The organism is Pseudomonas sp. H1_F01, assembly GCF_054681425.1.
The window spans coordinates 193,106-207,093 of record NZ_CP162823.1; the positions used below are offsets into that span (position 1 = coordinate 193,106).

The window sequence follows — 13,988 nt, forward strand, 5'->3', positions numbered from 1 at the left end:
ATGCAGCAACTCAATCCTTCCGAAATAAGTGAAATTATCAAGGGCCGCATCGACAAGCTCGATGTGACCTCCCAAGCCCGTAACGAAGGCACTGTCGTCAGCGTATCTGACGGTATCGTGCGGATTCACGGTCTGGCCGACGTCATGTACGGCGAGATGATCGAGTTTCCGGGCGGCGTCTACGGTATGGCCCTCAACCTGGAGCAAGACTCCGTAGGTGCCGTTGTACTGGGTTCCTACCAGTCGCTGGCCGAAGGCATGAGCGCCAAGTGCACCGGCCGCATCCTCGAAGTTCCGGTTGGTAAGGAACTGCTGGGTCGCGTTGTCGATGCGCTGGGTAACCCTGTTGACGGCAAAGGTCCGCTGAACAACACCGAGACCGACGCGGTCGAGAAAGTTGCTCCTGGCGTGATCTGGCGTAAGTCGGTAGACCAGCCTGTACAGACTGGCTACAAGGCTGTCGATGCCATGATCCCTGTCGGCCGTGGCCAGCGTGAGCTGATCATCGGTGACCGTCAGATCGGTAAGACCGCTCTGGCGATCGACGCGATCATCAACCAGAAGAACAGCGGCATTTTCTGCGTCTACGTAGCCATCGGTCAGAAGCAATCGACCATCGCCAACGTGGTTCGCAAGCTGGAAGAAAACGGCGCCCTGGCCAACACGATCATCGTGGCAGCCAGCGCATCGGAATCTCCTGCGCTGCAGTTCCTGGCACCGTACTCCGGTTGCACCATGGGCGAATACTTCCGCGACCGCGGTGAAGACGCGCTGATCGTTTATGACGATCTGTCCAAGCAGGCAGTGGCTTACCGCCAGATCTCCCTGCTGCTGCGCCGTCCACCAGGCCGTGAAGCCTACCCAGGCGACGTGTTCTATCTCCACTCCCGTCTGCTGGAGCGCGCATCCCGCGTTTCGGAAGAGTACGTAGAGAAGTTCACCAACGGCGCAGTGACCGGCAAGACCGGCTCCCTGACCGCTCTGCCGATCATCGAAACCCAGGCTGGCGACGTTTCCGCGTTCGTTCCGACCAACGTGATTTCCATCACCGACGGTCAGATCTTCCTGGAATCGGCCATGTTCAACTCCGGGATCCGTCCTGCTGTGAACGCCGGTGTTTCGGTATCCCGTGTGGGTGGTGCCGCTCAGACCAAGATCATCAAGAAGCTGTCCGGTGGTATCCGTACCGCCCTGGCCCAGTACCGTGAACTGGCGGCATTCGCCCAGTTCGCTTCTGACCTGGACGAAGCGACCCGTAAGCAACTTGAGCATGGTCAGCGCGTTACCGAGCTGATGAAGCAGAAGCAATACGCACCAATGTCGATCGCTGACATGGCGCTGTCGCTGTATGCCGCTGAGCGTGGGTTCCTGACTGACGTTGAAATCGCCAAGGTCGGCAGCTTTGAACAAGCGCTGATTGCTTACTTCAACCGCGATCACGCCGACTTGTTGGCCAAGATCAACGTGAAGGGTGACTTCAATGACGAAATCGACGCTGGCATGAAAGCCGGTATCGAGAAGTTCAAGGCCACCCAAACCTGGTAAGCCGCAGCGGGAGTCGCAAGGCTCCCGCTTGCTAACCTGATAGGTGTTACATGGCAGGCGCAAAAGAGATTCGCAGTAAGATTGCGAGCATCAAAAGCACGCAAAAAATTACCAGCGCCATGGAAAAAGTGGCGGTCAGCAAAATGCGCAAGGCACAAATGCGCATGGCTGCTAGCCGCCCTTATGCGGAGCGCATCCGCCAGGTTATTGGTCATCTGGCCAACGCCAACCCGGAATATCGCCACCCGTTCATGATCGACCGTGCTATCAAGCGCGTCGGTTACGTCGTGGTGAGCAGTGACCGTGGTCTGTGTGGTGGCTTGAACACCAACCTGTTCAAGGCCCTGGTCAAGGACATGGCTGTAAACCGCGAACAAGGCGTCGAGATCGATCTGTGCGTGATTGGTAGCAAGGGTGCGGCTTTCTTCCGCAACTTCGGCGGCAACGTCGTCGCTGCTATCAGCCACTTGGGTGAAGAGCCGTCGATCAATGATCTGATCGGCAGCGTCAAGGTGATGCTGGATGCTTACCTGGAAGGCCGGATTGACCGCCTGTCCGTGGTATCCAACAAGTTCATCAACACCATGACGCAACAGCCAACCGTGGAGCAGTTGATTCCACTGGTGGCGACCCCGGAACAGGAACTCAAGCACCACTGGGACTATCTCTACGAACCGGATGCCAAGGAGCTGCTTGACGGCTTGATGGTCCGCTACGTGGAGTCGCAGGTCTACCAGGCGGTGGTCGAGAACAACGCAGCTGAACAAGCAGCGCGGATGATCGCGATGAAGAACGCTACCGACAACGCCGGTGATTTGATCAGCGATTTGCAGCTGATCTACAACAAGGCGCGTCAGGCTGCGATCACCCAAGAGATCTCGGAAATCGTCGGCGGCGCTGCCGCGGTTTAACGGTTCAAATATTCAGAGGATCCAGCTATGAGTAGCGGACGTATCGTTCAAATCATCGGCGCCGTTATCGACGTGGAATTTCCACGCGACAGCGTACCGAGCATCTACAACGCGCTGAAAGTACAAGGCGCGGAAACTACCCTGGAAGTTCAGCAGCAGCTGGGCGACGGCATCGTTCGTACCATTGCGATGGGTTCTACCGAAGGCTTGAAGCGCGGTCTGGACGTTATCGACTCTGGCGCTGCCATCTCCGTACCGGTCGGTAAAGCGACCCTGGGCCGGATCATGGACGTACTGGGTAACCCGATCGACGAAGCGGGTCCGATCGACACCGAAGAGCGCTGGGGCATTCACCGTCCTGCGCCATCCTTCGCTGAACAGGCGGGCGGCAACGACCTGCTGGAAACCGGCATCAAGGTTATCGACCTGGTTTGCCCGTTCGCCAAGGGCGGTAAAGTCGGTCTGTTCGGTGGTGCCGGTGTGGGCAAGACCGTAAACATGATGGAACTGATCCGTAACATCGCCATCGAGCACAGCGGTTATTCCGTGTTCGCCGGTGTGGGTGAGCGTACTCGTGAGGGTAACGACTTCTACCACGAGATGAAGGATTCCAACGTTCTGGACAAAGTGGCACTGGTCTACGGCCAGATGAACGAGCCGCCGGGAAACCGTCTGCGCGTAGCCCTGACCGGCCTGACCATGGCCGAGAAGTTCCGTGACGAAGGTAACGACGTTCTGCTGTTCGTCGACAACATCTACCGTTACACCCTGGCCGGTACCGAAGTATCCGCACTGCTGGGCCGTATGCCTTCGGCAGTAGGTTACCAGCCGACCCTGGCTGAAGAGATGGGCGTTCTGCAAGAACGTATCACTTCGACCAAGGAAGGTTCGATCACTTCGATCCAAGCGGTATACGTACCTGCGGATGACTTGACCGACCCGTCGCCAGCGACCACCTTCGCCCACTTGGACGCCACCGTCGTTCTGTCCCGTGACATCGCTTCCCTGGGTATCTACCCAGCGGTTGATCCACTGGACTCGACTTCGCGCCAGCTGGACCCGAACGTGATCGGCCAGGAGCACTACGACACCGCTCGCGGCGTCCAGTACGTGCTGCAGCGCTACAAAGAGCTGAAGGACATCATTGCGATCCTGGGTATGGACGAGCTGTCGGAAGCCGACAAGCAGTTGGTATCCCGCGCTCGTAAGATCCAGCGCTTCTTGTCGCAGCCGTTCTTCGTGGCTGAAGTCTTCACCGGTGCCTCGGGTAAATACGTTTCCCTGAAAGACACCATTGCTGGCTTCAAAGGCATCCTCAACGGTGACTACGACCACCTGCCAGAACAAGCGTTCTACATGGTCGGCGGCATCGAAGAAGCGATCGAGAAAGCCAAGAAACTGTAATCCCGGCGCCCGGCAACGGGCGCTAATTTAGGTTGAGGCAATCAGATGGCTATGACAGTCCATTGCGATATCGTCAGTGCGGAAGGGGAAATCTTCTCCGGTCTGGTCGAGATGGTGATTGCGCATGGTGAGCTGGGTGATCTTGGTATCGCTCTGGGTCACGCACCGCTGATCACTAATCTGAAACCGGGTCCGATCCGCTTGATCAAGCAGGGCGGGGAAGCCGAGGTGTATTACATCTCCGGTGGTTTCCTCGAGGTTCAGCCGAACATGGTCAAGGTCCTTGCCGACACTGTGCAACGTGCTGCCGACCTGGACGAAGCCTCCGCTCAGGAAGCCGTCAAGGCTGCCGAGAAGGCCCTGCACGAGCGAGGCGCGGAGTTCGATTACGGTTCTGCTGCTGCACGTCTGGCCGAGGCCGCAGCCCAGCTGCGTACCGTCCAGCAGATCCGCAAGAAGTTCGGCGGCTAAGCCGTCTGCTTTCTGTGCGATTGATTAAAAAGGGTAGCCTCGGCTACCCTTTTTTCTTTTCCCGACACTCATCATCTGGTCGCAGCCGCTGACCACCCAGGATTGGTAGCCAGTCATGTCTCTTGAAATCGTTATCCTCGCGGCCGGTCAAGGCACTCGCATGCGTTCGGCGCTGCCCAAGGTCTTGCACCCGGTAGCCGGCAACTCCATGCTCGGCCATGTTATCCACAGCGCCCGGCAACTTGATCCACAGCGCATTCACGTGGTGATCGGCCACGGTGCCGATGCGGTGCGCGAACGCCTGGCCGCCGATGACCTGAATTTCGTTCTGCAGGACAAACAACTGGGCACCGGCCATGCAGTGGCCCAGGCCGTGCCGTTCATCACGGCCGATACGGTGCTGATTCTCTACGGCGATGTGCCGCTGATCGAAGTCGACACCTTGCAACGCCTGCTCAAGCATGTCGCGCCACAACAGTTGGGCCTGTTGACCGTCGAGCTCGACGACCCCACCGGTTATGGCCGCATCGTACGTAACGTCGACGGCCAGGTGACCGCCATCGTCGAGCAGAAGGACGCCAACGAAGCACAGCGCGCGATCACTGAAGGCAACACCGGGATTCTGGCCGTACCGGCCGAGCGCCTGGGTGACTGGATGAGCCGCTTGTCGAACAACAATGCCCAGGGCGAGTACTACCTGACCGATGTGATCGCCATGGCGGTCAGCGACGGGCTGGTGGTCGCCACCGAGCAGCCGCTGGACGCCATGGAAGTGCAAGGTGCCAATGATCGTCGGCAACTGGCCGAACTGGAGCGCCACTATCAATTGCGCGCCGCCCGCCGCCTGATGGCCCAAGGTGTGACCCTGCGCGATCCGGCCCGTTTCGACGTGCGTGGTGAAGTCAGCGTGGGTCGCGACGTGGTCATCGACATCAACGTCATCCTCGAAGGCAAGGTTGTCATCGAAGACGACGTGGTCATCGGCCCGAACTGCGTGATCAAGGACAGCACCCTGCGCAAAGGCGTGGTGATCAAAGCCAACAGCCATCTCGACGGTGCGGTCATGGGAGAGGGCAGCGACGCCGGCCCGTTTGCCCGCCTGCGTCCAGGCTCGGTGCTGGAAGCCCGTGCCCATGTGGGTAACTTCGTTGAACTGAAGAATGCTCATCTGGGCGAAGGCGCCAAGGCCGGGCACCTGACCTACCTCGGTGACACTGAAGTCGGCGCCCGCACCAACATTGGCGCCGGGACCATCACCTGCAACTACGATGGCGCCAACAAGTACCGGACGACCATTGGAGAAGACGTGTTCATCGGCTCCAACAACTCGCTGGTGGCTCCCGTGACTATCGGTGATGGTTCAAACACGGCCGCAGGTTCAACTATCAATCAGGATGTGGATAAGTCCCAACTGGCTGTGGCTCGTGCCCGTCAGCGCAATATTGATGGCTGGAAGCGACCGGAGAAAATCAAGAAGCCCTAAAGTTATCCACAACCCCCTGTGGGAGCGAGCTTGCTCGCGATAGCGGTGTATCAGGTAAAGCGGCATTGCCTGACCTGGCCCCTTCGCGAGCAAGCTCGCTCCCACATTGATTTAGGGGATTTCTGAATTTTTCTTCTCCCGTCTTGACGATTTCCCTTCAATAGGTTTTGATTGCTTACGTTATCTTTCGAATCGAAACTTATACCGCCATGTCGAAACGCAACACACCACAACGCCGTCACAACATCCTTGCCTTGCTCCAGGAGCAGGGTGAGGTCAGTGTGGATGAGTTGGCCAAGCGCTTCGAAACCTCGGAAGTTACGATTCGCAAGGATCTCGCCGCCCTGGAAACCAACGGCCTTCTGCTGCGTCGCTACGGTGGCGCGGTCCCGATGCCGCAGGAGTTGGTGGCCGATAACGGGCAAACCGTCTCCAAGTACAAACTGGCCATTGCCCGGGCCGCGGTGAAGCGGATCCGCGAACATGCGCGCATCATCATCGACAGCGGCAGCACCACGGCGGCCATGATTCCGCAACTCGGCCAACAGCCGGGCCTGGTGGTGATGACCAATTCCCTGCACGTCGCCAATGCCTTGAGCGAACTGGAGCACGAGCCGGTGCTGTTGATGACCGGCGGCACCTGGGACCCTCATTCCGAGTCGTTCCAGGGCCAGGTGGCCGAGCAGGTCCTGCGTTCCTACGACTTCGACCAGTTGTTCATCGGCGCCGACGGCATCGATCTGGTTCGAGGTACCACCACCTTCAACGAACTGCTGGGCTTGAGCCGTGTGATGGCTGAGGTTACCCGCGAAGTGATCGTGATGGTGGAGGCCGACAAGATCGGCCGCAAGATCCCCAACCTGGAGCTGCCGTGGAGCAGCGTCCATACCCTCATTACCGATGATCGCCTGCCCGTAGAGGCCCGCGATCAGATTCAGGCCCGCGGCATCACCGTGATCTGCGCGCCTGTCAGCCAGGAGAAATAGCATGTGTGGAATTGTCGGCGCCGTTGCTGAACGCAACATCACAGCAATCTTGCTCGAAGGCCTCAAGCGCCTGGAGTACCGCGGTTATGACAGCGCCGGTGTGGCGGTGTTTACCAACGACGAGAAGCTCGAACGCATGCGTCGTCCGGGCAAGGTCAGCGAGCTGGAGCAGGCGCTGGAAGCCGAACCGCTGCTCGGTCGCCTGGGCATCGCCCACACCCGCTGGGCCACCCATGGCGCGCCGTGCGAGCGTAACGCTCACCCGCATTTTTCCGGCGACCTGGCGGTGGTGCACAACGGCATCATCGAAAACCACGAAGCCCTGCGTGAACAGCTCAAGGCGCTTGGCTATGTGTTCACCTCGGACACCGACACTGAAGTCATTGCCCATCTGCTCAATCACAAGCTCAAGGACCTGTTGGACCTGACCGTCGCCCTCAAGGCCACCGTCAAGGAACTGCACGGTGCCTATGGCCTGGCGGTCATCAGCACGAAACAACCTGATCGCCTGGTGGCAGCCCGCAGCGGCAGCCCATTGGTCATCGGCCTCGGCCTGGGGGAAAACTTCCTGGCTTCCGACCAGTTGGCGCTGCGCCAGGTCACCGACCGCTTCATGTACCTGGAAGAAGGCGATATCGCCGAAATCCGCCGCGACAGCGTGCAGATCTGGGACCTCGATGGCAAAAGTGTAGAGCGTGAGACCGTCCAGTACCGCGACGGTGCCGAAGCCGCTGACAAGGGCGAGTTCCGCCACTTCATGCTCAAGGAAATCCACGAACAACCGGCCGTGGTGCAACGCACCCTGGAAGGCCGCATGAGCCAGAACCAGGTGCTGGTCCAGGCGTTCGGTCCACAGGCGGCCGAGTTGTTCGCCAAGGTCCGCAACGTGCAGATCGTGGCCTGCGGCACCAGTTATCACGCCGGCATGGTCGCCCGTTACTGGTTGGAAGAACTGGCTGGTATTCCGTGCCAGGTCGAAGTCGCCAGCGAGTTCCGCTATCGCAAAGTGGTGGTGCAACCCGATTCGCTGTTCGTCACCATCTCCCAGTCCGGCGAAACCGCCGACACCCTGGCCGCCTTGCGCAACGCCAAGGAACTGGGTTTCCTCGCCAGCCTGGCGATCTGCAACGTGGGCATCAGCTCGCTGGTGCGCGAATCCGACCTGACCCTGCTGACCCAGGCCGGTCGTGAGATCGGCGTGGCGTCGACCAAGGCGTTCACTACGCAACTGGTGGGGTTGCTGTTGCTGACGCTGGCCTTGGGCCAAGTGCGCGGTACGCTGGGCAAGGGCGTCGAGGCCGAACTGGTGGAAGAACTGCGTCGCCTGCCGGCTCGCCTGGGCGAAGCCCTGGCCATGGACGGTACTGTGGAAAAAATCGCCGAGCTGTTCGCCGAGAAGAACCACACCCTGTTCCTGGGCCGTGGCGCGCAATTCCCGGTGGCGATGGAAGGGGCCTTGAAGCTCAAGGAAATCTCCTACATCCACGCCGAGGCCTACCCGGCCGGCGAGCTCAAGCACGGCCCGCTGGCGCTTGTGGATAACGACATGCCGGTGGTCACCGTCGCGCCGAACAACGAGCTGCTGGAAAAGCTCAAGTCCAACCTGCAGGAAGTGCGCGCCCGTGGCGGCCAGTTGATTGTCTTTGCCGACGAAAAGGCTGGCATGACCAATGGCGAAGGCACCCACGTGGTGCACATGCCACACATCCACGACATCCTGTCGCCGATTCTCTACACCATCCCGCTGCAACTGCTGTCGTACTACGTCGCGGTGCTCAAGGGGACTGATGTGGACCAGCCGCGTAACCTGGCGAAATCTGTGACGGTGGAGTGAGTCGCCCACCAGAAGCCTGGCTCTCCTTGGTGATCCTAAGTCATAAGTCTGTTCGGGTTTAGCGCTGCTAAACCCGGTCATTCTTCCCTGACGCATGGCTAGACCTTGATCGTATATCCCCCTTTACCACAGCAGAATACGAACCAGACTTAGCATCTGCGCTAATTGAGCAGCCAGAGGTGGAACTGGAAGGTATTTTTCGATTTTTATCTGAAATATGAAAAAATACTTTCATATTTTTCTCGCTTAGAAGCGAGTGCCTGGAATCTATGTGCTAGTATTTTTTCAAATTCCTGCAGAAATTGAAAAAATACGGCCATGCCTAAAAAAACCGCACCCCTCATGCCGTCAGCCGAGCGGCTCCTGCGCCAGTTTGGCGAACGGATCGAGCTGGCTCGTAAGCGCCGTAAGATAACTGCGGCGCAAATGGCGGCGCGGGCAGGCATGAGCGCCCCCACGTTGAGGGCGCTGGAAAGTGGCAGCCCCGCTGTGACCATCGGAGCCTACGTTTCAGTGTTAGTAGCCTTGGGGTTGGAGAAGGATCTCGAATTGCTTGCACGCACGGATGAGCTAGGCCGTGATCTGCAAGATGCTGAGCTGAAAGGGCGGTCTGCAGTCGAGCACATCAAGCCAAAAGTACGGCTGCCTCAATTTCATTGGGACAACTTGGTCAGCGTCTCAGCAAAAGAAAATAGTTCTACATCACCAGCCGCTGACAGTCGGAGCCAGACAAGCTCTGAACTGGCTAAGAAGCTTCTAGGGGACGACGATGCCTGAAAGGATTTTCGTCTACGCAGACTGGAATGAAACAGCACCGGTACTGCTTGGGACCCTTCATTCCCGCAGATTGGCAGGATCAGAGCGTATGGAGTTTGAATACGCGCGGGCCGTTCTTCAAACCATTCACACTCAGATTGCGATCGACCCTCGGATTCAGCCTTACGAAGGACGGCAATATCCAGCGAGAAATTGCTTTGGGTGCGTATCGGACTCCTCACCTGATCGATGGGGGCGACTGCTGATGGATCGTCGCCTGGAGCGGGATAAAAGAGCAGGAGTCGTACCGCAGGACGCACGGCTATTTGACTCGGACTACCTCATCGGTGTTCACGACGCTTACCGGGTAGGGGGGTTGCGTTTCAAAGTGGAGGAAGAGGGAGCGTTCCTTGACGACCATGTGGAACAGGCCGCCCCACCTATGGCTCGCATGCGGGAGCTTGAAGAGGCTTCGCGTCGATTTGAAGCCGGAGAGGATCGGGGGGCTCAGGGGCAGGACTGGATTCGAATGCTCATTGCTCCAGGTGGCTCTCTGGGCGGAGCGAGGCCCAAGGCAAGCGTAGTCGATGACGATCACGCTCTCTGGATAGGAAAATTCCCCAGTAATAGAGACACCCACGACGTGGGCGGCTGGGAGATGGTCGTCAACACATTGGCCCAAGGCTGTGGACTAAATGTTGCCGAAGGGAGAGCGCAACGATACGCGAGTGATTACCACTGTTTCATGGTTAAGCGCTTTGACAGAACAGCAACGGGTGGACGATTTCATTTTGCTTCAGCGATGACCCTGACGGACCATCAAGATGGTGATGGGCATGAGACGGGGGCGAGTTATCTGGAGATTGCAGAGGTATTGGTGAGGGAGGGTGCCGCTCCCGACGTAGATATTCCCGAGCTTTGGCGAAGAATTGTCTTCAATATGCTGGTTTCGAATACTGACGATCATCTACGAAACCATGGCTTCCTATTGGAGCCAGGACGCGGTTGGCGTCTTTCACCTGCGTATGACATGAACCCTGTCCCTGGTGATACTGGCTTGAGGCTCAACGTTTCAGAGGCAGATAACGCCATGGACCTTGATTTGGCAATGAGCGTGGCAGGCTACTTCCGAGTGTCTGCTGACGATGCCAGGCAAACCATCGAGAGGTTTCAGGGCGTCGTCAGGAAATGGCCCAGAGTCGCGCGCTATCTGGGAATCTCAAGCAATGAGCAGGAGCGCATAGCGCCAGCATTCGCGCTTGCCCGCTGACCGCTACTCCAGAAAACAACGATCAAAAAGATAAACGCTGGTCGGCTTGAGATTTTCCACCGTGCGTTGCGGGCGGCCGCCGTCGCCGCTTTTTTTGCGACCGGTTTCCTGCAAATAACCCGCCTCGGTCATCTTCAGCAAACGCTGGCGCATGCTGGTCTTGAGTACCGGGCGATCGAGCACCACGGAGAAAATGCCCACCGCTTCCGGCGCGCTGAATTCCGGGCCCAGGAACATCAGCGGCAGGCTGCTATAGAGGGCTTTGGACAACAACCGCTCCTGGACTGCAGCCACCAGGCTGTTGTGGTCGAAAGGAAGTTTGATCGAGGCGTCAGCGACGTCCTTGAGGGGGAAAAATCCCTGGTGTTCGGCGAGCTGGACCGCTTCGCTGACAATCGCCAGGTAGAACGTCGAGGACGACCAGCAGCGCGGATCGCGGAACGCGTCGCCGACGGTGCCGACCTGTTCGATCCAGGCCAGCGGCATGCCGACCTTGTTTGAATTGCGCAGGCGCTCCACGGCGTCGTTCAGCGTGAGATCTTCGACGTCACCATTGACCACGATCCCGGGCAGCGCCCAATGGCCGGCAAACGGCTCGGCTTCCCGTCGGTTCAGGAGGATTTCCAGTGCGTGGGTTTCCCGGCAGAAGCGCAGCACACCGAGGTCGATGGTGTGCAGATAACCGCGCGCGGGGGCTGTGCTAGTGGGCATGTCGATTTCCGTGGGGAGCGTAAAGACCATAGTTTAACGGGTTCATGCCCGGTGCCATCCAGTCGCTGGGAAGCGGTTTGCCCAAAGCCAGTCGGTCGCGAACCACCGTGCTGCGCACGTGGATCCTTTCCTCCACGCAAAGAATGGAAAAACGCTCCAGCAATTCCTGGCCGCGGTAGAAGGTCGGCAGCCGATCCGCAACATCCTGACCCACCACCAACGCAATCCGCTTGCCGTCCAGGGCCAGGCTGTCGGCGAGGTGGGCGAGCAGGGTGTAGCTGTAGATTGCGCCTTCAACGCCACGGGCCACGACCTGTTCCACCCGGCTTGCACGCACTTCGGCGCAGCACAGTGGCTGAACGTTCTCGACGATCGATTCCAGCCAGTTCAGGCGAACCTCATAGTCGACCATTTGCTTGCCGTAGGGATGCCGCAAGCTGGGGACCACCAGCACGCGTCTGGCCTGGCGTGAGGCCTCGATCATCACCTGGGCGTGACCGGCGTGCGGGGGATTGAAGGCGCCGCCATAAAGGGCAATCTCGAACATGGCACATCCTCTTTTGGTACATGACATGTACTCTATCAGCAAAATCTTTTTAGTGAAAACCTGCTTTGTGCTGAACCATAGCCATTAATTAAAGAAGACTCATCAAAAATATTTTCTGCGAGTGGCTTGTTATGAAAGTACACCTTATGTACTCTCACGGCCATGAAGAGGAGAAACCCAGCATGAACAGCCTGACCCGGAAAACAGCTTCCTTCGATGTCGATGCGCAAAAGAGCTTCACGCCGCTATGCCCCGATGAGCTTCCAGTGCCGGGCGGCGACCAGATTGCCGGTGAGCTGAATTTCATCGCGTCCCTGGCCAGCCTCCGCGTCGGCAGCAAGGACGCCCATTCGCCCCTGGCGCCGTGGGTGGTCGCCGATCACGCACAGATGTTCGTGCCGACCGGGCTCGAGCATGCCGATATCACCTGGGTCAGCCACTGCGTTCCCGGCACCGAAGGTTTCGCTTTGCTGGATCAACTGCCGACTCCCTACGACTACGACTATTTCGTCTGGAAGGGCGTCGAGCCGGATTTGCACCCCTACGGCGCCTGCTATCACGACCTGCACGGCAAGCTGTCCACCGGGGTGATCGAGTACCTGAACGGCCTGGGTGTGGAGCAGGTGATAGTTGGCGGGCTGGCGCTGGATTTCTGCGTCAAGACCACCGTTTTGCAACTGGCCGCCGCCGGCTTCAAGGTGATCATTCACCTCCCGGCCTGTCGGGCCATCAGTGAAGAGGGGGCTATTCAAGCCATTCAAGACATGCGGCAAGCGGGCGTCTCGGTTGCCGCGACGCGCGAAGAAACCATCCGCCTGGCAAACGCATAAGGAAGAGCCATGGACAGTGCATTCGATTCAAGCAGCGGCACCATCCAGAGTCTTCTGGATACCGATTACTACACCTTCACCATGATGCAGGCGGTCTTGCACCAGCACCCGAATGTCGAGGTGGAATACCAGTTCATCGTGCGTTCCAAGGAGCGCCTCGGTCACCTGATCCCGGATATTCGTGTCGAGCTTGAGAGGCTCGCCGGGCTGCAGCTGCGCGAGGGGGAGCAGCGGTTTCTGTTCAACAAGCGTTTCCGTGAGTACCTGACACCGGACTTCGAGCAGTTCCTCGGCCTGTTTCGCTTCAATTTGCGCTACATACACGTTTCGGAAGTCGACGGCCAACTGCACATCCGCGTCCGTGGGCCGATGTTGCACTGCATCATGTTCGAGCAGCCGGTATTGGCGATGGTCAGCGAACTGCGCAACCGCGAGAAATACCCCGAGGTCGAGTTGGCCGACGTCACCCGCAAGCTGTACCAGAAGTTCGAATGGCTGGAGAAAAACGCCAGCCGTGAAGAACTCGCCGAGTTTCGCGTTTCAGACTTCTCCACCCGGCGGCGGCTGTCGTTCAGGGCCCAGCGTGAAGTGGTGAATATCATGCGCAGCGATTTTCCTGGGGTCTTTGTCGGCACCAGTAACGCTCACTTGGCTTACGAGTTCGATCTGCCCCTGATAGGCACCATGGCTCACCAATGGCTGATGGTGCATCAACAACTCGGGCGCTTGCGCGAGAGCCAGAACGCGGCGTTGGAAAACTGGGTGCGCGAGTATCGTGGCCGCCTCGGTATCGCCCTGACGGACTGCATCAGCACCGACTTCTTCCTCAAGGATTTCGACCTGTACTTTGCCAAGCTCTATGACGGCCTGCGCCAGGATTCCGGTGACCCTATCGTCTGGGCTGACAAGGTGCTGGGGCGTTACCAGGAACTGGGCATCGACCCGCGCACCAAGGACCTGATGTTCTCCGATGGCCTCAATTTCGAAAAGTGCCTGCCGATCCTGCGTCATATTCGCGGCAAGGCCAAATTCGGTTTTGGCATGGGCACCAGCCTGGCCTGCGATGTCGACGGGGTTGAACCGCTGAGCATCGTCATGAAGCTGGTGCGGGTCCACGGCGAGCCGGTCGTGAAGTTCTCCGACGACCCGATCAAGAACGTCTGCGAGGATGCCTCGTTTCTGCGGTACGCCGCCCAAGTGTTCAACGTTGCCCTGATCAATCCACAGTTGGGAGCCTGAT

At 58.6% G+C, this 13,988-nt stretch carries 13 protein-coding genes; 11 read left to right on the forward strand and 2 right to left on the reverse strand.

Features of this window, described 5'->3' with window-relative positions:
• The 9 genes from atpA to AB4O09_RS00975 all read left to right on the forward strand — a co-directional run bounded on the left by atpA (position 1) and on the right by AB4O09_RS00975 (position 10,660).
• Positions 1-1,545, forward strand: coding sequence for a F0F1 ATP synthase subunit alpha (gene atpA / locus AB4O09_RS00935; RefSeq protein WP_003207093.1), 1,545 nt, complete (start codon positions 1-3; stop codon positions 1,543-1,545).
• 50 nt (positions 1,546-1,595) lie between these two features.
• Positions 1,596-2,456, forward strand: coding sequence for a F0F1 ATP synthase subunit gamma (gene atpG / locus AB4O09_RS00940; RefSeq protein WP_003207090.1), 861 nt, complete (start codon positions 1,596-1,598; stop codon positions 2,454-2,456).
• A 27-nt stretch (positions 2,457-2,483) separates the two neighbouring features.
• The gene (gene atpD, locus AB4O09_RS00945; protein WP_003207089.1) at positions 2,484-3,860 is read left to right on the forward strand and encodes a F0F1 ATP synthase subunit beta; all 1,377 of its coding nucleotides are present in this window, start codon (positions 2,484-2,486) and stop codon (positions 3,858-3,860) included.
• Positions 3,861-3,905: 45 nt separating this feature from the next.
• Positions 3,906-4,331 carry a F0F1 ATP synthase subunit epsilon gene (locus AB4O09_RS00950; protein WP_003207087.1) on the forward strand — a complete coding sequence of 142 codons (426 nt, stop codon included), beginning with the start codon at positions 3,906-3,908 and terminating at the stop codon, positions 4,329-4,331.
• 115 nt (positions 4,332-4,446) lie between these two features.
• Complete coding sequence (glmU, locus tag AB4O09_RS00955; RefSeq protein ID WP_027912871.1) at positions 4,447-5,814, forward strand: bifunctional UDP-N-acetylglucosamine diphosphorylase/glucosamine-1-phosphate N-acetyltransferase GlmU; 1,368 nt, start codon at positions 4,447-4,449, stop codon at positions 5,812-5,814.
• Between the two features lie 209 nt (positions 5,815-6,023).
• The gene (locus tag AB4O09_RS00960) at positions 6,024-6,800 is read left to right on the forward strand and encodes a DeoR/GlpR family DNA-binding transcription regulator (RefSeq protein WP_003207082.1); all 777 of its coding nucleotides are present in this window, start codon (positions 6,024-6,026) and stop codon (positions 6,798-6,800) included.
• A 1-nt stretch (position 6,801) separates the two neighbouring features.
• Positions 6,802-8,634: a glutamine--fructose-6-phosphate transaminase (isomerizing) gene (glmS, locus tag AB4O09_RS00965; protein WP_003207080.1), complete on the forward strand. Its 1,833-nt coding sequence runs from the start codon at positions 6,802-6,804 to the stop codon at positions 8,632-8,634.
• A gap of 318 nt (positions 8,635-8,952) precedes the next feature.
• Positions 8,953-9,411 carry a helix-turn-helix domain-containing protein gene (locus tag AB4O09_RS00970; protein ID WP_013694633.1) on the forward strand — a complete coding sequence of 153 codons (459 nt, stop codon included), beginning with the start codon at positions 8,953-8,955 and terminating at the stop codon, positions 9,409-9,411.
• Entirely contained in the window at positions 9,404-10,660 is a 1,257-nt protein-coding gene (locus AB4O09_RS00975; RefSeq protein ID WP_038855946.1) for a type II toxin-antitoxin system HipA family toxin, read from the forward strand. Before AB4O09_RS00970 ends, AB4O09_RS00975 begins: the two co-directional genes overlap by 8 nt.
• Before the next feature lie 3 nt (positions 10,661-10,663).
• Here the strand turns inward: AB4O09_RS00975 and AB4O09_RS00980 are convergent, their stop codons facing one another.
• On the reverse strand, positions 10,664-11,371 hold the full coding sequence (locus AB4O09_RS00980; RefSeq protein ID WP_038855945.1) for an NUDIX hydrolase: 708 nt from the start codon (positions 11,369-11,371) through the stop codon (positions 10,664-10,666).
• Entirely contained in the window at positions 11,361-11,918 is a 558-nt protein-coding gene (locus AB4O09_RS00985) for an adenylyltransferase/cytidyltransferase family protein (protein ID WP_003207075.1), read from the reverse strand. Before AB4O09_RS00985 ends, AB4O09_RS00980 begins: the two co-directional genes overlap by 11 nt.
• 182 nt (positions 11,919-12,100) lie before the next feature.
• On the opposite strand from AB4O09_RS00985, the gene AB4O09_RS00990 reads away from it, so the two are divergent.
• Together AB4O09_RS00990 and pncB are read left to right on the forward strand one after the other, a co-directional pair.
• Positions 12,101-12,748, forward strand: coding sequence for a nicotinamidase (locus AB4O09_RS00990; RefSeq protein WP_003207073.1), 648 nt, complete (start codon positions 12,101-12,103; stop codon positions 12,746-12,748).
• A gap of 9 nt (positions 12,749-12,757) precedes the next feature.
• Entirely contained in the window at positions 12,758-13,987 is a 1,230-nt protein-coding gene (gene pncB / locus AB4O09_RS00995) for a nicotinate phosphoribosyltransferase (RefSeq protein WP_003207071.1), read from the forward strand.
• Position 13,988: the final 1 nt, after the last annotated feature.